Annotated in this window: 24 protein-coding genes and 2 tRNA genes; 16 read left to right on the top strand and 10 right to left on the bottom strand. The window is 67.9% G+C overall.

Going from position 1 to position 23855, the window contains the following annotated elements; all coding sequences use genetic code 11:
* Positions 1-44 precede the first annotated feature (44 nt).
* Together DV709_RS10280 and DV709_RS10275 are read left to right on the top strand one after the other, a co-directional pair.
* Complete coding sequence (locus DV709_RS10280; RefSeq protein ID WP_117594359.1) at positions 45-779, top strand: helix-turn-helix domain-containing protein; 735 nt, start codon at positions 45-47, stop codon at positions 777-779.
* A 168-nt stretch (positions 780-947) separates the two neighbouring features.
* Positions 948-3095, top strand: a complete 2148-nt coding sequence (locus DV709_RS10275) for a GH32 C-terminal domain-containing protein (RefSeq protein ID WP_117594358.1) — start codon at positions 948-950, stop codon at positions 3093-3095.
* 18 nt (positions 3096-3113) lie between these two features.
* Here DV709_RS10275 and DV709_RS10270 read toward each other — a convergent pair whose 3' ends face one another.
* Entirely contained in the window at positions 3114-4445 is a 1332-nt protein-coding gene (locus tag DV709_RS10270; protein ID WP_117594357.1) for a glycoside hydrolase family 68 protein, read from the bottom strand.
* A 55-nt stretch (positions 4446-4500) separates the two neighbouring features.
* The gene (locus DV709_RS10265) at positions 4501-4944 is read right to left on the bottom strand and encodes a hypothetical protein (protein WP_157972707.1); all 444 of its coding nucleotides are present in this window, start codon (positions 4942-4944) and stop codon (positions 4501-4503) included.
* Between the two features lie 110 nt (positions 4945-5054).
* Between DV709_RS10265 and DV709_RS10260 the strand changes: the two genes are divergently transcribed.
* The 6 genes from DV709_RS10260 to DV709_RS10235 all read left to right on the top strand — a co-directional run bounded on the left by DV709_RS10260 (position 5055) and on the right by DV709_RS10235 (position 9764).
* Positions 5055-5954, top strand: a complete 900-nt coding sequence (locus tag DV709_RS10260; protein ID WP_117594355.1) for an acyltransferase — start codon at positions 5055-5057, stop codon at positions 5952-5954.
* A gap of 95 nt (positions 5955-6049) precedes the next feature.
* Positions 6050-7168, top strand: a complete 1119-nt coding sequence (locus DV709_RS10255; RefSeq protein ID WP_117594354.1) for a PQQ-dependent sugar dehydrogenase — start codon at positions 6050-6052, stop codon at positions 7166-7168.
* A 175-nt stretch (positions 7169-7343) separates the two neighbouring features.
* Entirely contained in the window at positions 7344-7676 is a 333-nt protein-coding gene (locus DV709_RS10250; RefSeq protein ID WP_117594353.1) for a DUF7577 domain-containing protein, read from the top strand.
* A 42-nt stretch (positions 7677-7718) separates the two neighbouring features.
* Positions 7719-8453, top strand: coding sequence for an Nmad3 family putative nucleotide modification protein (locus tag DV709_RS10245; protein ID WP_117594352.1), 735 nt, complete (start codon positions 7719-7721; stop codon positions 8451-8453).
* A 92-nt stretch (positions 8454-8545) separates the two neighbouring features.
* The gene (locus DV709_RS10240) at positions 8546-9118 is read left to right on the top strand and encodes a hypothetical protein (RefSeq protein WP_117594351.1); all 573 of its coding nucleotides are present in this window, start codon (positions 8546-8548) and stop codon (positions 9116-9118) included.
* 130 nt (positions 9119-9248) lie between these two features.
* Positions 9249-9764 (top strand): CNNM domain-containing protein, encoded by a 516-nt coding sequence (locus DV709_RS10235; RefSeq protein WP_117594350.1) that lies wholly within the window; start codon positions 9249-9251, stop codon positions 9762-9764.
* A gap of 57 nt (positions 9765-9821) precedes the next feature.
* On the opposite strand, the gene DV709_RS10230 is transcribed toward DV709_RS10235, so the two are convergent.
* A tRNA-Gly gene (locus DV709_RS10230) sits at positions 9822-9892 on the bottom strand.
* A gap of 184 nt (positions 9893-10076) precedes the next feature.
* On the opposite strand from DV709_RS10230, the gene DV709_RS10225 reads away from it, so the two are divergent.
* Complete coding sequence (locus tag DV709_RS10225; RefSeq protein WP_117594349.1) at positions 10077-10910, top strand: NAD+ synthase; 834 nt, start codon at positions 10077-10079, stop codon at positions 10908-10910.
* A gap of 2 nt (positions 10911-10912) precedes the next feature.
* Here DV709_RS10225 and DV709_RS10220 read toward each other — a convergent pair whose 3' ends face one another.
* Positions 10913-11614, bottom strand: coding sequence for an enoyl-CoA hydratase/isomerase family protein (locus tag DV709_RS10220; RefSeq protein ID WP_117595280.1), 702 nt, complete (start codon positions 11612-11614; stop codon positions 10913-10915).
* 59 nt (positions 11615-11673) lie between these two features.
* Here DV709_RS10220 and DV709_RS10215 point away from each other — a divergent pair, with 59 nt between their 5' ends.
* Both DV709_RS10215 and DV709_RS10210 read left to right on the top strand, forming a co-directional pair.
* Positions 11674-12390, top strand: a complete 717-nt coding sequence (locus DV709_RS10215) for a DUF7114 family protein (RefSeq protein ID WP_117594348.1) — start codon at positions 11674-11676, stop codon at positions 12388-12390.
* 55 nt (positions 12391-12445) lie between these two features.
* Positions 12446-12517: transfer RNA gene (locus DV709_RS10210), tRNA-Thr, on the top strand.
* Between the two features lie 65 nt (positions 12518-12582).
* On the opposite strand, the gene DV709_RS10205 is transcribed toward DV709_RS10210, so the two are convergent.
* Positions 12583-14151 carry a class I adenylate-forming enzyme family protein gene (locus DV709_RS10205; protein WP_117594347.1) on the bottom strand — a complete coding sequence of 523 codons (1569 nt, stop codon included), beginning with the start codon at positions 14149-14151 and terminating at the stop codon, positions 12583-12585.
* A 195-nt stretch (positions 14152-14346) separates the two neighbouring features.
* Between DV709_RS10205 and DV709_RS10200 the strand changes: the two genes are divergently transcribed.
* Positions 14347-15483: a GNAT family N-acetyltransferase gene (locus DV709_RS10200; protein ID WP_117594346.1), complete on the top strand. Its 1137-nt coding sequence runs from the start codon at positions 14347-14349 to the stop codon at positions 15481-15483.
* Between the two features lie 11 nt (positions 15484-15494).
* On the opposite strand, the gene DV709_RS10195 is transcribed toward DV709_RS10200, so the two are convergent.
* On the bottom strand, positions 15495-16097 hold the full coding sequence (locus tag DV709_RS10195; RefSeq protein WP_198665697.1) for a metal-dependent hydrolase: 603 nt from the start codon (positions 16095-16097) through the stop codon (positions 15495-15497).
* 155 nt (positions 16098-16252) lie between these two features.
* Here DV709_RS10195 and DV709_RS10190 point away from each other — a divergent pair, with 155 nt between their 5' ends.
* The 3 genes from DV709_RS10190 to DV709_RS10180 all read left to right on the top strand — a co-directional run bounded on the left by DV709_RS10190 (position 16253) and on the right by DV709_RS10180 (position 18984).
* Positions 16253-16885, top strand: a complete 633-nt coding sequence (locus DV709_RS10190) for a hypothetical protein (RefSeq protein WP_117594345.1) — start codon at positions 16253-16255, stop codon at positions 16883-16885.
* A 188-nt stretch (positions 16886-17073) separates the two neighbouring features.
* Positions 17074-17748: a potassium channel family protein gene (locus DV709_RS10185; protein ID WP_117594344.1), complete on the top strand. Its 675-nt coding sequence runs from the start codon at positions 17074-17076 to the stop codon at positions 17746-17748.
* Between the two features lie 378 nt (positions 17749-18126).
* Positions 18127-18984 (top strand): dihydrodipicolinate synthase family protein, encoded by an 858-nt coding sequence (locus DV709_RS10180; RefSeq protein ID WP_117594343.1) that lies wholly within the window; start codon positions 18127-18129, stop codon positions 18982-18984.
* 18 nt (positions 18985-19002) lie between these two features.
* Here DV709_RS10180 and DV709_RS10175 read toward each other — a convergent pair whose 3' ends face one another.
* Genes DV709_RS10175 through DV709_RS10160 form a run of 4 tightly spaced genes read right to left on the bottom strand, consistent with a single transcriptional unit; the run spans position 19003 to position 22499 of the window.
* Positions 19003-19725 carry a TOBE domain-containing protein gene (locus DV709_RS10175; protein WP_117594342.1) on the bottom strand — a complete coding sequence of 241 codons (723 nt, stop codon included), beginning with the start codon at positions 19723-19725 and terminating at the stop codon, positions 19003-19005.
* Between the two features lie 54 nt (positions 19726-19779).
* Positions 19780-20754 (bottom strand): ATP-binding cassette domain-containing protein, encoded by a 975-nt coding sequence (locus DV709_RS10170; protein WP_117594341.1) that lies wholly within the window; start codon positions 20752-20754, stop codon positions 19780-19782.
* Entirely contained in the window at positions 20751-21434 is a 684-nt protein-coding gene (locus DV709_RS10165; protein WP_117595278.1) for an ABC transporter permease, read from the bottom strand. Before DV709_RS10165 ends, DV709_RS10170 begins: the two co-directional genes overlap by 4 nt.
* A gap of 27 nt (positions 21435-21461) precedes the next feature.
* The gene (locus DV709_RS10160; protein ID WP_117594340.1) at positions 21462-22499 is read right to left on the bottom strand and encodes a substrate-binding domain-containing protein; all 1038 of its coding nucleotides are present in this window, start codon (positions 22497-22499) and stop codon (positions 21462-21464) included.
* A gap of 133 nt (positions 22500-22632) precedes the next feature.
* Between DV709_RS10160 and DV709_RS10155 the strand changes: the two genes are divergently transcribed.
* The gene (locus DV709_RS10155) at positions 22633-23736 is read left to right on the top strand and encodes a putative sulfate/molybdate transporter (protein WP_117594339.1); all 1104 of its coding nucleotides are present in this window, start codon (positions 22633-22635) and stop codon (positions 23734-23736) included.
* Positions 23737-23855: the final 119 nt, after the last annotated feature.

Here is a 23855-nt window from a genome sequence, read left to right as displayed (position 1 = left end):
ACATGGCCGGCACCCTTAATCATTACCAGACCGAAATCGTTCGCATGAGTCTGTACGAGGCCTCGATTCGGGTCGAACACGAGTGTCCGTACCGGAAGATCTCGGAACGGCACCCGGACCTGACCATACGCGAGTGGCCGCTGAGTGACTGCCAGGTGCTCGAAATCTCCTCGGAGACGACGCCGACCGACGAGTTACTCGAGGAGATCGGCCAGATCGGGACCGTCCTGCACGAGTCGGAGGACGACAGCGGGTATCACGTCGTCACGCAGTCCTGTCTCTGTTCGCTCGAGGAGTCCATCATCGACCGCTTCGAGGAGCACAACTGCCTGTACCAGTCGCCGACGATCTACCGCCAGGGATGGGAGCACTACACAGTGGTCGCGTTCGACAGCGAAGACATTCGGGACCTACTTGGTGACCTGCGAGCCGATAGAGAAATCGAGTTGCTCTCGAAAACCTCGATTTCGGAGACGCAGATACCTCACAGCATGTTAGCCCCGGCGAATCAGCTGTTCGAGAACCTCACCGACCGACAGTTAGCGGCACTCCAGTTAGCGCTGGAAAGCGGGTACTACGAGCAACCGCGGAAGACCTCCCTCCGGGAACTGGCCGGCAAGACGGCCGTCGCTCGCTCGACGTACGAAGAACACCTCCGGAAGGCGGAGAACAAACTCCTCACGAACGCGGGACAGGTCCTGCGACTGGTCACCGCGACCTCGACGGCCGACCCGCTGCGAGTAGAAGAGACCCGCAAGGCCGAACAGGCCGCCGATTGAGCTTCCGGCACCCGCCAGGGGAGAGTGCTCGACTATCCGGCGGCGAGTACGTCCCCGAGGCGTTCGCCTTACCGTCTGTTGAACCCTCGTACAGTCAGGTCGGGAGCGCGTCCGGTCGCCAACGGGAGTCGGCAACGCTTAATCGCCCAGCGACGTCAGTCGTAGAGGATGGACACGCTCCCAGCACGCGTCGCGTGTGTGTACGTAACCGACCGTTCGCCGGAGCAGCGGGCGGCGTACGAGTGGTGCGCGGAGGCGGCGACGACCGCCGATATCGTCTCGTTCGCCGCCGTCGCCGAGGGGGCCGTCGACCTCGGCGCCTACGACGCGGTCTGGTGGCACCGCGACGCGCCTCTCGACGACGGGCCGGCGGTGGTCCGCGAGAGCGCTCCACGCATCCACTCGTTTCTCGAAGACGGCGGCGGAGTACTTCTCTCGCTTCGCGCCCTCTCCGCGGTCGAACCCCTCGGCATCGACAGCGTCCGCCCGGACGCCGTCGGCGTCGAAGACGTTCACGAACCCGCCGGATTCGCGCGGAAGGCGCTTTACGCCGACCACCCGGTGTTCGAGTCGTTCGACGACCGGTTCCACCTGGCGTCGCCCGACGACGGCCGACAGTTCGCGCGATACGAGACACTCGTCCCCGAACGGGGGCAGGTTCTCGGGAGTTCACTGCGCGGCGACGACCTGTTGGTTGGTCACAAGTCGCTGTTGTCGTGGCGCGTCGGCGCGGGGGCGGTCGCCGGTGTCGGCGAGCATCTCCAGTTCGACTGCGAGAGCGGCGAGACGCGCGAACGCGACCGGTTCGCACGGAACTTACTGGCGTCGCTCTCTTCCGACCGGTGGCCGACGTTCACCGAACGACCCGACGATACCGAGGGGTTCGAGACGGTCCGGGCGGCGCTTTCCGACGACCACCACCGACCCGGATACCATCTCGCCGCACCCGCGAACTGGCTGAACGACCCGAACGGGCTCGTCTACCACGACGGGCGGTATCACCTGTTCTACCAGTACAACCCCGCGGGGCCGTTCCACGGGTCGATTCACTGGGGGCACGCGACGAGCGAGGACCTCGTCGACTGGCGCGACGAACCGGTGGCGCTCTCGCCGTCGCCGGACGGCCCCGACCGCGACGGCTGTTGGTCGGGGTGCACCGTCGTCGACACCGACGGAACGCCGAGGCTCCTGTACACCGGAGGCCGCGGTCGCGTCCAACTGCCCTGTCTGGCGACCGCAGCCGACGACGAGCTCCGGACGTGGACCAAGCACGCCGAGAACCCCGTCATCGAGGCTGCGCCGACGGACCCGCCCGTGCTGGCGACGAACGACTGGGACGCCGAGTTCCGCGACCACTGCGTCTGGCGACAGGACGGCGTCTGGTACCACCTCATCGGCGCGGGCTCGCAGTCCGGCGGCGGCGTCGTGCTGCTCTACCGCGGCGAGAGCCTCGACGAGTGGGAGTACGTCGGCCCGCTGTTCGGCCGCGAGGAGCCCGACCCCGGAACCGTCTGGGAGTGCCCGGAGCTGCTGACGTTCGAGGAGGGAGAGCTTCTGCAGGTTTCGAACTACGACCGGACCATCTACTTCGTCGGCGAGGCGGATTTGGACGCGCCCGACTTCGCCCCGACGAACGAGGGCGTGCTCGACTACGGCGACTACTACGCCCCGCAGTCGCTTCGCGCGCCCGACGGCCGCGTGCTGACGTGGGGGTGGCTCCCCGAAGCCCGTGACCTCGACGCGCAGTGGCGCGCCGGCTGGTCAGGCGCGATGTCGCTGCCGCGGGAACTCGACGTGTCCGGAGGCGACATCGTCCAGCGACCGGCCGCCGAACTGGCGAGCCTCCGCGAGCGGAGCGCGCTCTCCGGCGACGTGTCGCTGTCGGCGGGCGAGCGCCGGGCGCTCGGGGTGACGGGCAACAGCTACGAACTGGCGTTCGACGTCGCGCTCGAAGAGGGTGCGACGTTCGAACTCGGCGTGTTCGAGTCGCCCGCGCTCTCGGAGCGAACGGTGATCAGATACGACGGCGAGTCGGTCGTTGTCGACCGCTCGGCGTCGAGCCACGGTCCGGCGGCGAAAGGCGAACAACGGATGCCCGTCGAGGGGGACTCGCTCTCGCTTCGCGCGTTCGTCGACGGCTCGGTTCTGGAACTGTTCGCGAACGAGCGCCGGTGCCTCACGAGCCGCGTCTATCCGACGCGCGACGACGCGGAGGGCGTGTCGCTGGCGGCGGTCGGCGGCGGCGCGACGCTCCGGTCGGCGAGGGTGTGGGAACTCGAAGCGACGTTCCCAGCCGGGAAGCGACGACGGTCCTGAGTCGGCGGCTCTGACAGCTTACGTCCGCCGCCCGTACTCGCTCTCGTTCGGCAGTTCCTCGCCGCGTTCCCACCACGGCTCCGGGAGCTTCTCGTCCGGCAGCGGGAGGTGTCCGTGGCCGAGCGTGCCCACCACCCTCGTCCGATTACCGTCGAGTTTCAGCCGGACTGTCGGCGCGAGCGTCCCGCCGAAGCGACGCAGTTGTTCGGCCTCGGGGAGCACCGCGACCTCGTCGAGACTCGGCCGGTCGAACTCGAAGTAGTTGAAGAACGAGGTGACGAGCAACTCATCGCCGTGGTCGTAGGCGAGCCAGGAGTACGCCTGAAACGGCGCGTTCGCGGGGTTCGTCAGCACGAGCCCGGAGCCGTTGAGCGGTTCGTACTCGCCGCGCAGCGAGTCGGCGACGAAGCCGTACAGCGCGTCGTAGCCGTCGAGGCCGGGCGCGAACGTGTGGTCGTGACTGGAGATGAAGAGGTAGTAGCGCCCGTCGCGGCGGACGACGTGCGGGCGTTCGAGTTCCTGATTCACGCAGACGGCGTCGAGTAAGGGGGGCCGGAGTTCGAAGTCGGCGGGGTCGCCCGTCGGCGACTCGGCGACGCCGACGCTGCCGTTGAACTCCTGCTGGGCGGCGTTACCGCCGCAGGTGTCGGAGCCCTCGGGAACCGGCGTGTTGGCCTCGAAGAGGAGATAAGTCGTGCCGTCGTCCTCGAAGAACCACGGGTCGCGGAAGGTATAGATCATTCCGCGCGACTGGCTCTCGGTCTCGTAGTACTCGCCGTCCGGTTCCAGCAGGACTTCGTGGGTCCACGGCCCCTCGATGCGGAGGCCGTTTTCGTCCGCCTCTATCGTGCCGCCGTGGCCGACGGCGAGCCGCTGCGTGTAGGTGAGTTCCTCCTCGCCGCGGCGGCCAGAGGCGGTGTAGTAGGCGTAGACGGTTCCTTCGTCGTCTTCGCCTCGGTCGTACAGCGCGCTCCCGGCCCACTGCCGCGACCCGAGCGGTCCTCTCTCGTCGACGTCGAAGACGGGGCCGCCGGTTTCCCAGTTCTCGCCGTCGCGCGAGTAGAAGTAGCGGATGGTCGCCACGTCGTGGCGCTTGCCGGGCAGCAGTTCCGAGGAGGAGGTGAGCGCGAAGATGACGCGGTAGCCGTCGATTTCGGCGATGGAGTTGTCGCGCTCGCGGAGGAACCAGGTGTCCCAGATGTGGAGGTCCGGATCGACGGGAGCCTCCGGCGGGTAGATGATGGGCGCGACGGTGTCCTCGGAGCGCTCGATGCCGGCGGCGTGGTCGCGGGTCCACGCCGGGGTGCGGCGGTCCTCGGCCGGGGAACGCCGCTCGGAGTCGTCTTGCATGCTGTAGCCTGTCGGATGCAGGCTCTAATCTCTCCCGATAGCGCTCGACGCGAGGTTACAGCTGCGGAACTTCGGAGAACGTCAGTTCGCCGTCCTCGGTGATACGTAGCTGTCCGTTTCTCGATTTGTTCGAGACGAACCACTTCCACCGTTTCGAGCGAGAGCTCGTTTCGGCGTCGATTCGGTACGTTCCCGTCGCGTCGACGAAGGGAGTCGTCTCGTCCGTTCCGGGAATTTTGTTGTCGTCGCGCATCTCGGCGGGCTCTAACTCGTAGGTGGTGTGTAGTACGGTTTCGCCGGCGTACGCGACGGAGAGCGAGAGAGAACGGCGACTGGTATCGTCGTTCTGCAGCAGTACCTTTCTCGACTTCTCCGAAGGCGGTGCCCGCTCGTGTGCGACGGCGGTCGGCTTATCTGTCGCGGTACTGTCAGTGCACCCGGCGAGAACCGTGCCGACCGCGACCGAAACGACGCCCCGCGAGAATCGCCGTCTGCGCATGACTTCGATGAGAATCCGCTTCGACAAGAGTGTATCTCCCGGTTTCGCGTGGTCTGACCCGGCGCGCACACACCCGAACCGATTTGAGCGATGATAGCCAAATTGGTCCGATGACAAAACGTCACATCTCGCTCCCCCTCGCGGCCGAGGAAGGAGTTCGAGCCTTCATCGACGAGGTTGACGAACGACTCTCCGGCGAGGAGGACACCTGTGACGTGGTCCAAGACGTACTTATCGACCTCTACGGCGACCGCGAGGCGTACGAGCGCTGGCAGGCGGGCGAAGACGTATCGAACGCCGAGCGCGTCCGCCTGCAGGGGTACGACCCGTGTAACTCGACGTTGGAGTCCGAGTACTACGCCGAGAAGGACGAGGAGAAGTTCAAGCGCTCGAAGCATCTCCAGTGGCTCTGGCGGCAGTTCGACGCGACGCCGATGGCCGACAACGTGGAGTTCGCCCTCCGGTTCCGACAGATGCTCGCCGACCACCTGTTCGAGGAGGCCGGCGAGAACCTCCGCCTGTTCAAGGGCATCACGATGACGTACGGCCACAACATCCGCGTCGGCGACAACACCGTCGTCCACGACGACGTCCACCTCGACGACCGGGGCAAACTCACTATCGGGAATCGCGTCTCCATCTCCGACGGCGTCCACCTCTACAGCCACGACCACGACATCGTCGACCAGACCGCGGTGAAGAACTTCCACACCGTCGTCGAGGACGACGCGCGCGTCACCTACGACGCGATGGTCCGCGCCGGCTGCAGAGTCGGCGAGAACAGCGTCGTCGGGGCGCGGTCGGTCGTACAGGGTGACGTTCCCGCCCACCACGTCGCCGTCGGCACGCCCGCGAAGAGCGTGAAAATCAAGCCGGGGTGGGAGGACGAAGCCGAACCGCTGGAGGCCGGCGGCGAGAACCGACAGGCCGAGCGCGAGATTCCGTACGACCTCCCCGAGGGTGTCGACGTGTTCGACGAGTTCGGACGCGACTTCGAGTCGTCGAACTGAGCCGAGCGTTCGGCCCTCGACGTTCGGAGAGGTTTGAACGTCGAAACGTGATTTTCTTGCGATAGTTTTTGGTTAGCGAAAGCAGATATTCGGCTATGAACCGACGGACCTATCTCGGCCTCGCCGGCGTCGTCGCCCTCGGCGGTTGCCTCGACGACCCGACCACTTCCGACCCGCCCGGAAACGACTCCGCCGAGCCGTCGACGGACGACGCCGAGACCACCTCCCCGCCGCCGCAGACCATCCAGCACGAGACGGTGGTCACGGGGCTGGAGATTCCGTGGGGAGCGGCGTGGCGCGACGGCGACCTCTACCTCACCGAGCGCCTCGGGCGAATCGTCCGAATCCCCGACGGGGAGGGCAACCCCGAGGAACTGCTCACCGTCGACGACGTCGTCCAGGACGGCGAGGGCGGCCTCCTGGGGCTGGTGTTTCACCCGAACGAACCGGCGGCGTACACGTACCACACGTACTCCGGCGGCGAGTACGAGTTCACGAACCGTATCGTCCGCCACGACCTCGAAAACGGCTGGGAGTGGGAGCCCATCGTCGACGACATCCCCGGCGACGTCATCCACGACGGCGGTCGCCTCGCCGTCTACGAGGACAGCCTCCTGGCCACCGTCGGCGACGCGAACGACCGCGACCGCGCGCAGGACACCGACTCGCTCAACGGGAAGGTGCTCCGGTTGACGTTCGACGGGGAGCCGCATCCGGACAACCCCTTCGACAACGAGGTGTTCACCTACGGTCACCGCAACCCGCAGGGACTCGCCTTCCGGCAGGGGACCATCTTCTCGACGGAACACGGCCCCGCCGAGAACGACGAGGTGAACGTGCTCGAAGCGGGCAACAACTACGGCTGGCCGGAGGTCGGCGGCACCGAGAGCACCGACGAGTACACCGGCGCTATCACCGAGTACACCCCGACCATCGCCCCCGCGAGCGCGACGTTCTACGACGGTCCGTACCGCGAGTGGCAGGGCGACTTCTTCTTCGGAACGCTCGCCGGCGAACACCTCCGCCGCCTCCGCATCGACGGTACGGAGGTCGTCGAAGACGAACCCCTGTACGAGGGCGAGTTCGGTCGGCTCCGGACGGTGTTCACCGGTCCGGACGGCCACCTCTACGCCGTGACGAGCAACCGCGACGGGCGGGGCGAGCCGCGCGACGGCGACGACAGGGTCGTCCGCTTTTTCCCCGAAGCGGAGTAACGACCGCCGATTCGGTCGAACGGACTCGTCTCGCTCGACAGCCGCTTTCGTCGCGTCTCGGCGACCCTCGTCCGCTATTCTCGACTCCACTACGGCCGGCTGTCGGCGCGCCGTCGGCGACGTTCGTTTATAAGTAAACCGAAGACACAAGTCCCATGATGACAAATAGCACAGTATGCGTGCACTGTGGGGATGGATACTCGTGTACGTGCTCGGGTTGGTCGTGCTCCAACTGCTCGTCTACCGATATCTCGGGGGCGAGGGCGGCGCGTTCGCCGAGGCCGACAGCGCAATCGCGCGGCGCGGCGGGAGCGGCGACGAATCCGCAGAGCGCGAGATGGCCCACGATCGAACCGCGGCCGCGAGCCTGAGTCCGGCGATGTCGGCGGCGACGACGGAGGCGTTCCGGAAGTCGGCGACAGAGCGCATCTGTCCGCACTGCGGCGTCGAGAACGAAGCGGACACGACGTTCACGTTCTGCCGCAACTGCGCCCAGCGGCTTGGGTGAGCGACCGGACGACTCTTTACCGGGCGCTCCCGTAGCGACGGCGTGACTCGGAGTATCGCCATCAACGTCGCCGCGAACACGAACCTCCCCGGCTTCCGCGGACCGGTGTATCCGGACGGTCGGTTCGAGTACGTCCCGATTCCGGAGCGAGCGGGGACGAGCGAGCGAGTGCCGACCTACGGCGACCTCTCGTTCGGCTTCGACCTCCCGGAGTCGGTGCTCGATACGTCGGTCCATCTCGACCCGGCGTTCGCGGGCGTTCACGGCGCGACGCGGCACACCTACGGCGACGAGCACGGCGTCAAAGCCGGACCGCTCTCGGAGCTGTCGCCGGGCGACTCGCTGTTCTTCTACGCGACGCTGAGTCTCCACGGCGGCGCACCCACCTCGGACCGCGTCGTCGACGACGACTGGGGGACCTACCTCATCGGCGAGTTCCGCGTTCGTCGGGCGGTGACCGGCGAGCAGTACGAGGCGCTCTCGTCGACCGAACGGGAGCGATTCGCCGAGAACGCCCACGTCAAGCGCGACCCGTTCGACGCGAAGGTGCTCGTCGAAGGCGACGAGAAGTCGAGACTGTTCGAGCGCGTCGTCCCGTTGAGTTCGCGCGAGGCGGGGGCGACGGCGAACCGCCTCGTCACCGAACTGTCGAACGACTCCGGAAAGGGTCCGTGGTGGCGGCGACGCTTCTGGTACGACGAGCCGGCGACGGCGGAGCTTCGAGCGATTGTCGACGGAGGCGGCCGAGAGGCGGCCGGTGCGCCGTGGTTCGGATAGCGCGGCGGGCCGAAACGTCGACAGCGCGGACCCGGCACTCTCGAAACCGGTCCGGCGCGCGGGTTAAATCCTCAGCGCGCCTCCGAGACACCATGGCGCTGAGAGACATCGACAGTCATACGAGAATCGAACGGCGGACCATCGCCGGAAAGGAGGCGCGCGTCTACCTCGACCCCGACGAGATTCGCGTCGAGTGGCGACCCGGACGGGCGGTGTATCTCGGCGTCCGCGTCGGCGACCGAATCAAGAACGCCGACCGCGACGTCGCCTCCGCGCGCATCGACGAGTGGGAGGTCGAGGAGATAACGCCCGAGCGAGTCGTCGGCCGCAGTATCAAAACCGGCGAGCGCCGCGAGTGGGACCGCGAGACGCTCGAACGCGGGTTGGTCGTCGGCAACTACGCGACCAACCTCACCGAGTTCGCAACGGTGGTGGTTCACGAAATCGGGAGATACGACGGGCGCGACCCCTACGTGACCGTCCTCGCCTACGGCAACAACGGCGAGAAGTACGGGCGACGATACGGGTTCGTCGACGCCGGCGAACGGACGGTCGAGTTCCACGACCAGGACCCCGCGGTGGAGCGACTCGCCCCGGAGATGGCGACGGCGTTCGACGAGTTGGTCGTCGGGGCGATGAAAGACGACGGGTACGTCGTTCGGTGACCGCGGGTTCGTCGTTCGGTGACCGGCCTCGGCGTCGATCCACGTGCAGGTCACCACGGACTCGGCCGCGTCGACCCTCCGAACGGAGGACGGCGATAGGCTCTTTCACGCACGACTAGAAGAGCGGGCTATGGAGAGTTCGACCGTAGCAGTTCTCGGAGTCGTAGCGACGGGCGTCTTGCTCGTGTGCAGCGCGTTCTTTTCGAGTTCGGAGACGGCCATCTTCTCGCTGTCGACGGAGTGGGTAGAGCAGCAGTCGACGACGGGAGACCGCCGCGCGCAACTGCTTCGGACGTTGCGCGACGACCCGCATCGGCTGCTGGTGACGCTGCTGGTCGGCAACAACGTCGTGAACATCGCGATTTCGAGTATCGTGACCGTTCTCATCGCCAGCTATCTCCCGCCCGGAGTGGCTATCGCGGCGACGACGCTTCTCACGAGCTGTCTCGTCCTGATATTCGGCGAAATCGTCCCGAAAGCCTACGGGCTCGGCAACGCGGAAAACTGGTCGCTACGCGTCGCGTCACCCATCCGGCTCGTCGAGCGGGCGCTCTCGCCCATCATCACGGTGTTCGACGCGATAACTCGGCGGATCAGCGCGCTCATCACTGCCGATCCCGACATCGAGAAGCCGTACACGGAGTGACTGGGAGTTCACCGAGCGAAGCGAGGTGAACGTCGGTCGGCAAACGACCGAAGGGAGTGCGCCGACCGGGAATCGAACCCGGACCGGTGGCTTGGGAAGCCACTGTCCTACCATTGGACCATCGGCGCTCACTGCGTTCGCACCGTACCTCGACGGACTGCGTTCAGTGAATCATCGGCGCTCACTGCGTCGAGTGCGGCCGAAAGTACCGGACGGGAACACTTCAAGATAGCGTTTCGCGGAACTGGACGTGCGTCCAGCAAATCCCGAGAAGAGATGCCTATTAGTCACCGACGCGTCTACGACTACCCGATGAGTAGCGACACGCCGATTCTCGACGACACTGCACCGCTGGACCTCCGCCTCTCCGACGAGGAACTCGAAGCGACGCGCGAACACGTCGTCTCGTTCATCCGGAGCGTCGTCGACGACGCCGGCGCAGAGGGCGCGGTGCTCGGTCTCTCGGGGGGCATCGACAGCACGCTGACCGCCTACCTCGCCGTGGAGGCGCTCGGCGAGGAGGGGCTCCACGGCCTCGTGATGCCGAGTTCGGTCAACACCGAGGAGAACATGAGCGACGCCGAGCGCGTCGCGCAGATGCTCGAAATCTCCTACGACGTAATCGAGATTCAGCCCATCGCCGAGCAGTTCTTCGCCGCCTTCCCCGAGGCGGCCGAGGACCGGATGGCCGCCGGGAACGTCTACGTGCGCACTCGGGGCGTGCTGGGCTACTTCGTCGCCAACCACAAGAACCGAATCGTCCTGGGGACGGGCAACCGCAGCGAGGCGATGACCGGTTACTTCACCAAGTACGGCGACCAGGCCGTCGACTGCAACCCCATCGGCAACCTATACAAACAGCAGGTTCGCCAGCTCGCCGCCCACGTCGGCGTCCCCGAGGACCTCGTGACGAAGACGCCCTCCGCCGAGATGTGGCTCGAACAAACTGACGAAGAGGAGATGGGCATCAGCTACGACGCGCTCGACGCGATTCTCGCGCTGCACGTCGACGGCCCGCTGTCGACGGCGGCGACGGCGCGGCACCTCGACGTGACCGAATCACAGATAGCGCGCGTCGAACAGTTGGTCGCTCAGAGCGCTCACAAGCGGTCGATGCCGCCCGCGCCCGACGCGCTGGAGTTGTAATCTCACCCTCTGTCCGCCGCGATGTCGGCGGCGTGCGCCCGCACGAGGTCGCCGAACGCCTCCGCCTCTGCGGCCTCCTGTGCGTCTCTCCCCCGCCGGTCTCGCATCCGCGCTTTCACCGCTGCCAGTGCGTCCGGTTCGTTGGCCGCGAGGCGTTCGGCGACCGCCAGCGGTTCCTCCTCGATTCGAGAGACTAACCCCGTCCGCAGTGCTTCCTCGGCGTCGATAGCGCGCCCCGAGAGTGCGAAGTCGAGCGCGTCGCCCTCGCGCATCACCCGCGGGAGACGGACCGTCCCGCCCCACGCGCCGAACAGCCCGAAGCGGACGCCGGGTTCGGCGAACGTCGCCTCCGGCGTCGCCACGCGGAGGTCGCAGGCCAACGCGAGTTCGACACCTCCGCCGCGGACCGCACCGTCGATACCGGCGACGACGACACAGTCCGCGGTTTCGATGGCGTTTGCGACGCGCTGACCGTGGCGGGCGAACGCTTCGGGGTCCGAGAGCGAGGCGACCACGTCCAAATCTGCTCCGGCGCAGAAGGCCGGTCCCTCGCCGTGGAGGTAGACGACCGGAACGTCGGCGGCGTCGGCACCGGTGACCGCGGCCTCCAGCGCGTCCAGGTCCTCGGGGCGGAGCGCGTTGCGCCGCTCGGGTCGGTCGAGGGTGACCACGCGGAGGCGCTCGCGGTCGGTGAAGCGAACCATACCGGTTCTGCGGGGGAGTTTCCAAAGGTCTTTGCCTTTCCCGTCGCTACCGTCCACTGATGGACGACGCCGTGCGGACCCGCGATGCCGCGCGCGAAGCGCTCTCGGATATCGACCCTCCGAAACTGTTAGACGCGCTAGATGCGCGCCTGGCGGACGCCTCGATGCTGCCGGGAGCGCTCGCACTGGGGAGCGCGCGGGCGCTCGACCCCGACGTGAACGCCGACGCGCTCGCCGAACGCGCCGCCGGTGTCCAACTGATCTACGAGGGCCTCCGTCTCACTCGCGACCTCGCCCGAGAGGAACCGTGGGCCGACGGAGTCTCGGCGCGACAGAACGGCGCTGGCGACCTTATCGCGGGTATCGAGGCGGATATGCTCGTTCTCGCCGCCGACGTACTCGTCGCTCGCGGCTTCTTCGTACTCGCGCGGACGGAGGCGGCGACGCGCGCCGTCGACACCGTCCGCGCGTTCGGACGCGACCAGACGCTCGGTCGTCGACCGGCTTCGAGCGTCGACGACGGCGAGTCCGACCGCGAGACCGAAACATTCGACCGTCGACTGGAGGCCGACGTACTCGACCTCGCGGTGCTCGCCGGCGCGACGGCGGTCGGACAGTCGGTGCCGGAGTCGCTCTCGACGTACGCCGACGAACTCGCCGCCGAACACGGAACGGCGTTTCCACCCGTTCCCTCTACCCTGTCCGAGACGGCCGCCAAGCGGTTGGCGACCGGCAGCGGGGAAGACGACCCCGTGGCATCGCCTACCGATAGCTGAGCCGAATCGAAACGCCTAAAGACGAATCGGGCAAACGACTGAATGCGCAGCAAGCGCCTGGGTAGCTTAGCGGTAAAGCGCGTCCTTGGTAAGGACGAGAGCCCGGGTTCAAATCCCGGCCTAGGCTTTTCTCACGAACTCGCGAGACGGACGACAGCGATGAGTGACGCGTGAGTTTGAGAGCCTCTCAAACTACGTCCCCTCCCGCAGCTCTACGCGCCGAACTTTGCTGTTGTGTGTCCGGGGAAGTTCCTCGACGAACTCGACGGTCCGCGGGTGCTTGTACGGCGCAACGCGTTCGAGACAGAACTCCCGAAGCGTTTCGGCGTCGACGGCCGAGCCCTGCCTGCGAACGACGTAGGCTTTCACCGTCTCGGTGCGGCGCTCGTCCGAGACGCCAACGACGGCGGCGGCGACGACGTCCGGGTGTTCGTACAGCGCGTTCTCCACCTCGCGCGGGTAGACGGTGTAGCCCGCGGTGACGATGACGTCCGATTTCCGGTCGACGATCTCGTAGTAGTTGTCCGCATCGCGGCGGGCCACGTCGCCGGTGCGGAAGTAGCCGTGCTCGGTGAACGCCGCCTCCGTCTCCTCGGGCCGGTCGTAGTAGCCTTCGAACACGTGCGGGCCGCGGACGAGCAGTTCGCCCGTCTCACCCGGCGGTACCTCCCGGCCCTCGTCGTCGACGACCCTGCAGTCGGTCGCCCGAAGCGGTTGACCGATACTGCCGAGTCGCGGACCGAACGTCGACCCGAAACCGACGTGGGTCCCGCCGCCGGTTTCGGTCAGCCCGTACGCCTCGAACAGTTCGACGCCCGCCGTCGCCTCGAAGCGCTCCTGGACCGCCGACGGCATCCGGTCGCCGCCCTCCATCACCTCTTCGAGGCTGGAGAGGTCGTACTCGCCGAACCGCTCGTGGTTGACGAGGTCGACGTACATCGCGGTCACCGCGCCGAACTTCGTGATCCGCTCGCGCTCGATGGTTTCCATCGCCGCCTCGGGGTCCCACTCGCTCGGGTCCCGCAGGTAGACGGTCGCCCCGCGAATCAGCGGTTGCCACGTCCGGTTGACGAACCCCGCGATGTGCGCCAGCGGCAACACCGAGAGGAACCGCTCCTCGTCGGCGCGGAGCGCCGAGCGCTCGAAGGCGATGAACGACTGTGCGCGCAGGTTTCGGTGCGTCAGCAGTACGCCCTTCGGCTCCCCGGTGGTCCCGCTGGTGTACGGTTGCATCGCCACGTCGTCGTCATCGCGGTGGACCATCGTGGGCTCGGCGTCGAGCGCCGAGAAGGCGACGGTGTCGACGCCGGTTCCGCCGGCGTCGGGCGGCTGCTCGTCGCCGACGAGAATCACCAGCGGGTCGGCGTCGAGGCGGTCGAGCGCGTCTTCGACCTTCGGGAGCAGCGACGGTTCGGTGACGAGCGCCTCGGCGTCGCTGTCGTCCAACTGCGAGGCGAGTTCGTACGCCGTGAACTGCGGATTTGCCGGAGAGAACGGCAGTCCAGCCTTCAGTGCGGCCAGTGCCGTGAGCACGAGTTCGGGACGGTTCGAGAGGAAGATACCGAGCCGGTCGTCGGGGTCGAGGCCGCGTTCGTGTAGCGCCCCGGCGAGCCGCGCCGACCGGTCGCTGAGTTCGGCGTGGCTGTACCGCGTGTTCCCGGTTTCGAGGGCGAGTGCGTCGCCGCGCTCGGCGGCGGTTTCGTCGTACACGCGCGCCGCGTTACCGGACCGTGCAGCGGGGGAGAACGCGCCAGGGTGCATCACACCCTCGTTTCGCCGAAGTCGGGTAAAAGAACGATGTCCGTTACGAGATTACGACACGGATTCCGCGAGCGTCCGCTAACTAAGGAGTGGGTTAAAGTTGACATTTATGCCAGTAGCGGGCCTCTACTCTCGGACAGAAAGGGTAGTCGCACCGTGCAACTATGTCAGCAGTCGACGTAAGGGCGATACGAGATGGACGACGAGGACGACGAGCGCGAGAGCTACCGCGTACGGCAGTACGAACCGACGGACCGAGAGGCGGTACTGTCGCTCTACGAGACAGTGTTCGACCGCACCGACCCGAACTGGTTCGACTGGCGCTACGTCGAGAACCCGTACCTCGACGAGACCCCCGTCGCCGTCGCCGAAACCGAGAGCGACGGCGAAATCGTCGGCGCGCGCCCGAGCGTCCCGATTCCGCTCCGCGCCGGCGACGAGCGCGTCCTCGCGGTGGTGCAGGTCGACCCGATGGTCGACCCCGACCACCGCCGGCGGGGTCTGTTCTCGAAGATGGTGACCCACGTCTACGACCACTACGCGACCCGCGAGCCGCAGGTCTCCATCGGCTTTCCCAACGAGGCGGTGCTCGGCGCGCTCGACAAACTGGGCGAGCGACTGTCGCTGCACCGCGGCGTCACGCGCGAGTTCCCGGTGTACTACCGCGTGCAGAACCCGACCGCACTGGCGTCGCTCGGCGGGGAGCGAGCGGGGAAGACGCTCGGCAAACTCGCGACGGCGGCGACTCGGGGATATCTCTCGCTCCGGACCGGCACCCCCGCGGACGCCGACGTGAGCGTTCGCCGCGAGACGGGCGTCCCCGCCGAGGAGTTGGCGGGCCTCGTCGCCGCGTCGCCGCTCTCGCACGTACACGCGGACAGAGACGCCGAGTTCTACGCCTGGCGGTACGCGAACCCGCGGTTCGAGTACGAGACGCTCCTCGCCGAGCGGAGAGGCAGTCCCGTCGCCGCGTTCGTCGTCGGCACGCAGCTGGGTCTCGATTCGGCCGTCGTCCACGTCACGGACGTCGCTCCGCTCACCGGCGGCGAGGCGTGGGTCGACGCGGTAGACGCGCTGCTCGCGCGCGTCGTCGCCGACAACGAGGACGCCGACCTGCTGTCGGTGTTCGGCGAAGCGCTCCCCGAGCGACTGCTCGGCAAGTACGGCTTCGCCCGGAACGACGAGGGGCCGCTCTCGCGGGTGACGAGTCCGAACTACCTCGTCGCGCGGCCGCTCACCGACGAGTCGGTGGACGAGTGGACGGTCGGCGGACGGCGGCTCTCGGACGGCGAACGCTGGCGGTTCACGTTCTGCGAGCGCGAAATCGGGTAATCGACGACCGTCTACCGGAAGTCCTCGACGAAGCGTTCGGGGACGTACACGAGCAGTTCCGGCGGTGCTGTGCCGACGAGGCGCTCTGCCACCTCGACGAGCGCCTTCCGCAGCAGGGAGTACGCCGCCGAGACGGCGAGCGCGAGGGCGACGACCGTCTGCGCGGTGCCCGAGAGCACCAGGAGCGCCGGGATACCGAAGACGGCCCCCAGGAGGAAGTCTTCGGGTGCGCCGTCGTATCGAATCCAGCGCCTGGGCGCGAGCCACCGCCCGTTGAAGTGGTCGTACACCGCGCGGTCGGAGGTGGCCTCCCACGGTTTGAGTTCGAGGCCGCCGCCGAAGATGTCCATCACGGAGTGGATCGCCGCCGCCGCCAGAAACAGCGCGACGGCGAGCGCGACCGGCGACGCGACGAGCGCGGCGCCGACGGCGGCGACGAACGCCGCGAGCGAGAAGTACACCGGGAAGTGGAGCGTCTTTCGGTGGTCGACGTAGAGGTCGAAGTCGGGGAACAGTCCGCCGAGACCGGCGGCTGCGACCGGGAGGAGACCGCCGTCGGGAGCGACGACGAGCGCGAGCACCACCCCTATCAGGGCGTGCGTGGTGGCCATCATCGCCCCCGAGTAAGGTGTACGAGACAAAAACCGTGTCGGGAACCGTGGGAACGCGGCGCACGATACGGCGGGGGCGAACGACCGCGTCTCCGCCGGAAACCGCGCTCGTCGGCCGACGGAACACCGTTTAAGCCGGGGAGCGAGAACACGGTACGATGGCGTTGTTCCCACTGTCGGTGCGTCGACAACGACGACTCAGCCGCGGTCTCCAACTCGTCATCGCGGGGGCGCTGGTCGTCGGCGTCGCCCGACGCAACCTCAGCGTCGTCGTCAACGCGGCGATGGCGCTCGCGGTGACGTTTCTGCCGGCGCTGCTCGAACGCGACACCGACATCAGCCTCGGCGCGGGCGTGACGCTCTGGGTGACGCTCGCCGTCTCGCTGCACTCGCTCGGGATGCTCGGTCTCTACACCGCGATACCGTGGTGGGACAGCCTCACGCACACGCTGTCGGCGTCGGTCGTCGCCGGGGTCGGCTACGCGACGGTACGTGCCATCGACGAGCACACGCGAGTGGTGTACTTCCCGCCGCCGTTTCTCTCCGTGTTCGTTCTCGTCGTGACACTCGCCTTCGGCGTGTTCTGGGAGGTGTTGGAGTTCAGCGTACGCGGAGTCACCGACCTGCTGGGTCTCCAGGCGGTTCTCGTCCAGTACAGCCTCGAAGACACGCTGACCGACCTCGTCTTCGACGCCGTCGGCGCGGCGCTCGTCGCGCTGTTCGGTACGCACAGACTCTCGGCGACGGTCGACTCGCTCGTCGGACGACTCGAACAGCGGCGCGGACGGTGAACCGACGAGCGACAAGGGCGAGACGAAACGGCGACGAGACGGGAGCGGTAGCGAGACGGGAGCGGCAGCGAGACGGAAGCGACGACGAGACGGGAGCAACGACAAGACGGAAGCGACGACGAGACACGAGCGACGACGAGTCGCGGACGGGACGTAGCTTTTTGAGGCGGAGCGCGGTATACAGAGGCATGCGATTCGTTATCGTCGGGTACGGTCGGGTCGGCTCTCGAACCGCGCGAATCCTCGCGGAAGAGGGCCACGAAGTCGTTCTGGTCGAGAACGACAGGGACAAAGTCGAACGCGCCCGAGAGGCCGGGTTCGAGGTCATCGAGGGCGACGGGAGCAACGAGGCCGTCTTGGAGCGCGCCGGACTGGACGACGCCGTCGCCGTCGGCGGCATCACGGGCGACCTGAACACGAACTACGCGGTCTGCATGATCGCCAAAGAGTACGGCTGTCGGACCGTCCTCCGCATCGACGCCGACTACCGCGAGGAGATATACAAAGAGTACGCCGAGGACGTCGACGAGATAATCTACCCCGAGCGACTCGGCGCGGCGGGCGCGAAAACCGCTCTCTTGGGCGGGAACTTCAACGCCATCGGCGAGCTCACCGAGAATCTCCAGCTGTCGGCGGTCACCATCCCCGACGGCTCGCCGGTCGTCGGCAAGCGAGTCAGCGAGATAGCGCTGCCGTCGACCGCCCGCATCTACGCTCACGGCGACGACCGGGAGGCGATGACGATTCCGTTGCCGCAGACGACCGTCGAAGTCGGGGACAGAGTCGCGCTCATCGTCGAGCAGGAGTCACTCGAAGACGTCCGCAGACAACTACTCGGAGACGCAGCGGTCGAGAGCGCCTGAATCGAGTCGGCAGTGGAGTCGAGTCGGCAGTGGAGTCGAGTCGGCAGTGGAATCGAGTCGGAGTACGTGAAAACGTGGTCGGTCCGGGGTCGGTCGCGGGGGACGGCCGGCCCGGAGCGAACTCGGATGCAGTCGGGTGGGGTTCGGCGTGCATCCGGGCGCGAACGGGTGGGAGGATGGGAACAGATGCCGTCTACGCGCCCGAATGAACGGAGCCTGTGGACGGACTTAAATCCGCGTCAGACGGACGTGTGACTGCTGTACGACGCCGAATTCGGCCATTCAGACGTGTGACACGTTTCCGCCCGCGACGACGGAGAAAGCGGACCGTGCGACCCCGACCCAAAGCTACAATTTCGCCGCGCGTGACCGGGCGCCATGGAAGGAATCGGACCACCGCTTGCGACCCCGTTCGACGAAGACGGCGACCTCGACGAGGAGGCGCTCAGAGCGCTCGTCGCCTGGGTCGAAGCCCGAGGCGTCGACTTTCTGGTCCCCTGCGGGTCGAACAGCGAAGCCGAACTGATGAGCGTCGAAGAGCGCGCCCGGGTCGTCGAACTCGTCGTCGAGGAGGCCTCCGTGCCGGTGCTCGCCGGAACCGGCCACCCCGGCCTGCGCGAGACGAAGCGGCAGACGCGGTTGGCCGCCGACGCGGGCGCCGACGGCGCGCTCGTCGTCACGCCGTTTTACTTCCCGCACGACGAGGCGGCGCTGGAAGCGCACTACCGCGAGGTGGCCGACGACGCCGAGATTCCGGTGTACCTCTACAGCGTCCCGGCGTACACGGGCGTCACGCTCCCGTCCGACGCCGCGGGTCGACTCGCCGGTCACCCGAACGTCGCCGGGATGAAAGACTCCAGCGGGAACCTCGAAGCGTTCGGCCGCACCCGACGACTCGCCGGCGACGAGTTCGAGTTCTTCGTCGGTGCCGGCAGCGTCGCCGCGCACGCGCTCGACGCGGGGGCCGACGGCGGCATCTTGGGCCTCGCGAACGTCGCCCCGGAAGCGTGCGCCGAGATATACGAACGCCACCGCGAGGGCGACGCCGAGGGCGCCCGCGAGTTGAACGCCGGTCTCGTCGAACTGAACCGCGCGGTGACGTCAGTCCACGGCGTCCCCGGACTGAAAGCGGCGATGCGTGCCCGCGGCGCGCCCGCCGGCTACGCCCGTGCGCCGCACCAACCGGTGGACGACGAGGCGCGGGAAGAGCTCGAAGCGCTCGTCGCGGAACTGTAAGACGAGTCCACGGAGTCGCTACCGTTCGTCGTCGACTACCGTCGCTCGCGTCGCCGTCGCCTTGAACGACGCGACGACGGGCACACCGTCACCCAATCCGAGCCGTTCGACGCTCTCTGCGGTCACGAGCGCGAACAGCGGCACGTCCGCGCCGATATCGACCGCGACGGTGGCGACGGCGGTGCCGGAGTCGAGGTCGGAGACGACGCCCTCGAAGCGGTTGCGGGCGCTCGTCGCCGCCGACGGGGGCGCGTCGTCGGGCGCGTGCAGCGTCACGGCGTCGGCGCGGACGCTCACTTGCACGGGCGTCTGTGGGTCGACCCCGTCGGCCACGTGGCCGTCGGCGCCGACGACGAGCGCGCGAACCGGTCCCGCGTCGGTGTCGACGACGCCGAGTTCGCCGTCGACGCCGGCGACTCGGCCGTAGAGCACGGCTTCGCGCGCGCCCGTCGTCCCCGAGAGCGCCGCGCGGAGGCGCGCGAATCGGTGGAGCAGCGCTCCGGCCCCGTCGGTGAGTTCGCTCCCGCCGCCGTCGGCCCCGCCGCGTCGACGCTCGACGAGCGGGCCGAAGGCGCCTTCGAGCGTTTCGAGTCGAGAGAGCGCGCGGGCGCGGGAACGTCCGAGCGCGGCGGCAGCGGCGCTGACGGAGCCGGAGTCGTCGACCGCGCGGAGCAGGTCGGCGTCGTCGTCGCCGAAGGTGACGCCGTCGGATGCGAGGTAGGCCTCGAACGCGCCGTCCATACCGCCCGTTCGCGGGCCCCCGTAATGAGTCCACCACTCCCGAGCGCCTCGGTCTCAGTAGACGAGTTCGCCCGCGACGAACTGGCGGGCGCGGTCGTCGCGCGGCGACTCGAACACGCGCTCGGTGGGCCCGTGTTCGATGCACGTCCCGTCGAGAACGACCGCCGTTTTGTCGGCGACGCGGCGCGCCTGCGCCATGTCGTGCGTGGCGAGCGCGACGCCGATACCGCGCGCTTTGGCCTCGCGCACGGCGTCCTCGATGACGGCGGTGTTCCGCGGGTCGAGATTCGAGGTCGGTTCGTCGAGCAGGAGCACGTCGGGGTCGACCGCGACCGCCCGCGCGACGCCGACGCGCTGGGCTTCGCCGGACGAGAGCGACTCCGCGTGTTTGTCGACCATGTCTGCCATGCCGACGGTGTCGAGCGCGTCGAGCGCGGCGTCCGGCGGCGACCAGACGCCGACCGTCCGCGCGAGCGAGGCGCGGAGCCGGGCCGACCGCGACCGCCTGACTTCGAGGCCGTAGGCGGCGTTGTAGCCGACCGACGCCGAGAACAGCGACCGGTCCTGCGCGACCAGGCCGATGCGTCGCCGGAGTCCGAGACGCTCTTCGTCCGACAGCGACCACGCGTCGCGGGCGTCGGAGTCGGCGTGCCCGTCCGTCGATGCGTCGGCCTGCCCGGACATCGATGCGTCGGCCTGCCCGGACATCGACGCGTCGGCCTGCCCGGACATCGATGCGTCGGCCTGCCCGTCCGCTCGAACGGTGGCGACGGAGCCGCCGTCGGTCGCACCGTGGGTTCCGCCGAGGGCGTCGTCGAGCGCGATTCGGCCCTCGTTCGGCCGCGAGAACAGCGCCAGGAGTCGCAGCAGCGTCGTCTTTCCGGTCCCGGAGGGGCCGACGATGGCGAGCACTTCGCCGGGTTCAACGGTGAGCGAGACGTCTTCGAGGACCGGCTTCCCGTCGAAGCCGTGAGAGACGCCGTCGGCGACGAGGCGAAGGCGGTCAGTCGCTTCTTTCGTCGCGCTCATGCCCGCCCTCCGTCGCGGATGCGACCGCCGAGTGCGTTGACGACGAGGACGAGGACGAGGAGCACCGCGCCGAGCGCGAGCCCCGTCTCGTAGTTCCCGCGTCGGGCCTCGACGGTGACGGCCGTGGTCAGCGTCCGGGTGAAGGAGGTCTGCTCGGGCGGGTAGACGATGTTGCCGCCGACGATGAGCACGGAACCGACTTCGCTGATGGCGCGGCCGTAGCCCGCGAGGACGGCGGTGACGATGCCGTAGCGCGCCTCGCGGAGGACGAGTAGCCCCACGTCGGTGTTCGTACCGCCCGCGGCGAAGGCGGCGTCGCGCAGGTCGCCGCCGACGCTCTCGACGGCGGAGATGGAGACGCTGAGGACGACGGGTGTCGCCAGAATCGTCTGTGAGATGATCATCGCCTGCGGCGTAAAGAGCAACTGGAGGTCGCCGAGGGGGCCGGCGTTCGAGAGCGTCAGGAGGACCACGAGACCGACGACGACGCTCGGAAAGCCCATCCCGGTGCTGATGATTGTCGTGAGGAGGCGTTTTCCGGGGAAGTCGCCGAACGCGACGCCGACGGAGACTGGGAGGCTGACGAGCGTGCTGATGCCGACGGCGACGGTGCTCACGTACAGCGACACGATGGTGACGCTGACGAGGTAGTTCAGGTTCAGATCGCCGAAGGCCGGAATCACGGTTCTGTCTGAGGTAGCACCCGACTAATAATCCGCCGGGACGTGGTGTTCGACCCAGTAGAGATACTGTTTGTCGCGCCGCGAGAGCGACTGACTCTCCTCGGCGCTGTACCCCTGCGGGACGTACTGTTCGAAGTTCGGCTCCTCCGAGAGCGCGTTCGGGAAGAACAGCTGCGAGCCGTTGGCGGTGTAACTGTCGATGGTGCCCTGCCCCTCGGGGCTCGTGAGGAAGCCGACGTACGCCATCGCCAGGTCGTACTCGACGTTGTCGTGCTGGGCGGGGTTGACCGGGATGACGCCGTAGGGGTTCTGCAGGATGACCGGACCGCCCTGCAGCGGCCCCTGCACGTGGACGACGAGGTCGATTTCGTCCTGCATCGAGAGGTACGTCCCCCGGTCGGCGATGGTGTACGCGCCCGACTGACTCGCCTGGTTGAGCGTGTCGCCCATCCCCTGACCGATGGCGCGGTACCACTGCCCGCCGGGGTCGACGCCCGCCTCCTCCCAGACGAGCAACTCCTTCTTGTTCGTCCCCGAGTCGTCGCCGCGGGAGACGAACGTCGACCCGGTCTCGGCGATGGTCGAGAACGCCTCCGTCGCGTTGTCCATCCCGTCGATACCCGCCGGGTCGCTCTCGGGGCCGACGACGACGAAGTCGTTGAACATCACGTCGCGGCGGTTGACGCCGTGACCCTGCTGGAGGAACTCGTCTTCGGCCCCGCGCGCGTGGACGAGAATCACGTCTGCGTCGCCGGCCGCGCCCGTCTCGATGGCCGCGCCGGTTCCCTGCGGGATGGTGTTGATGGTCGCGTCGAACCGCTCTTCGAACATCGGGTTCAGTTCGTCGAGCAGACCCGTGTCGTACGTGCTCGTCGTCGTCGCCAGCGTGAGTTCTCGTCGGTTACCGCCGTCGCCGTCGCCCTGACCGCCGCTGTCGCTCTGGTTGCCCGTCGAACCGTTGTCGGTGTCGTTCTCGGAGGGATTCTGACTCGAACAGCCGCTCAGCCCGAGAATCGCCCCCACGCCCGCGGCCTGAACGAACCGTCGACGTTGTATCTTCATGGATTCATCGATGGAGAGCGGGTGGTTAAGTGTTACTCACTCGCCGTAACCGCTCGCGGTTTCGTCCGGTCGCTCGGGTGGAGAGATACGATTACTGAGAACACTCATGATTCCCGCCGTACAGCGCCCGGTAATGGCACTCGCGGACGTTCGAGAGAGCAGGACGATTCGGTTCGACACCGGGGAGGTGACCGGCGCGTTGGGTGGTTCGGTTACGGTCCTCCCGATAGTCGTCGCGCTCGGCGCGCTGACGCCGATGTCGCTCTCGCACGTCCTCGTCGCCTTCGGCCTGTTCCAGGTCGTCTGGGGCGTCGCCTACGGCCTCCCGCTGTCGGTCGAACCGATGAAAGCGCTCGCGGCGCTCGCCATCGCCGGGGCGCTGAGCTACGGCGAACTCGTCGCCGCCGGCCTCGTCGCGGGCGCGGTACTCCTCCTGGCGGGTCGGACGAACGCCATCTCGTCGGTCGAACGCTACGTCGGAGAGCCGGTGGTTCGCGGCGTCCAACTCGCCGTCGCGCTCCTCTTGGCGCAGACCGGCGTCGAACTCGGCCTCGGCAATCTCGCGCTCGCGGCGCTGGCGGTTGCGCTCACGCTCGGCGTCGTCCTCGCGGGGCGGCCGCGGGCGGCGACGCTCGTCGTGCTCGGCGTCGGCGGGGCGATGGCGGCCGCGACGGCCGGCGTGCCGACGCCGCAGCTACCGGCTCTCGGCGTCTTCCCCGCTGGCGGTCCCGCGCTCACCCTCGGCGCCGTGGAGGGTGCGACGGCGCAGTTGGCGATGACCGTCGGCAACGCCGCCGTCGCCACGTCGCTTCTCTGCTCGGACCTCTTCGACGCGGACGTGTCGGCCGACGACCTCTCGACGAGCATGGGCGTGATGACGCTTCTCTCCGTCCCCTTCGGCGGGTTGCCGATGTGTCACGGTAGCGGCGGCCTCGCCGGCAAGTACGCTTTCGGCGCGCGGACCGGCGGCGCGAACGTCGTCCTCGGCGCCCTCTACGTCGTCGCCGCGCTGTTCGCGGGCGTCGTACTCGCGTTCCCGATGGCGCTTCTGGGCGTCCTCCTGGTGCTCGTCGCGGCGCAGTTGGCTCGGAGCGCACTTGGGACGGAGTCGCTCGCGCTGACCGTTCTCGTGGGCCTCGTCGGAGTGGCGACGAACGTCGGCGTCGCGTTCGTCGTCGGAGTCGTGCTGTGGCTCGGCGCGTCGAGGTTGGGCGCGGCCGGGACCGCAGACCGGTAAGCGTCTTGTGGTCGCGCCGCCATCTTCGGGTATGACCTGGGCCGACCTCTTCGAGCGAGCGGCGGAGTACGACGTAGCCGAGGACGAGGTGCGCGACGAGCTCGAACGGAGGCGGAGCG

Origin of the sequence: Haloprofundus halophilus, from assembly GCF_003439925.1 — an archaeon.
GTDB lineage: Archaea > Halobacteriota > Halobacteria > Halobacteriales > Haloferacaceae > Haloprofundus > Haloprofundus halophilus.
The sequence above is the reverse complement of the archived record's forward strand: the minus strand, read 5'-3'. Positions and strand labels throughout refer to the sequence as shown.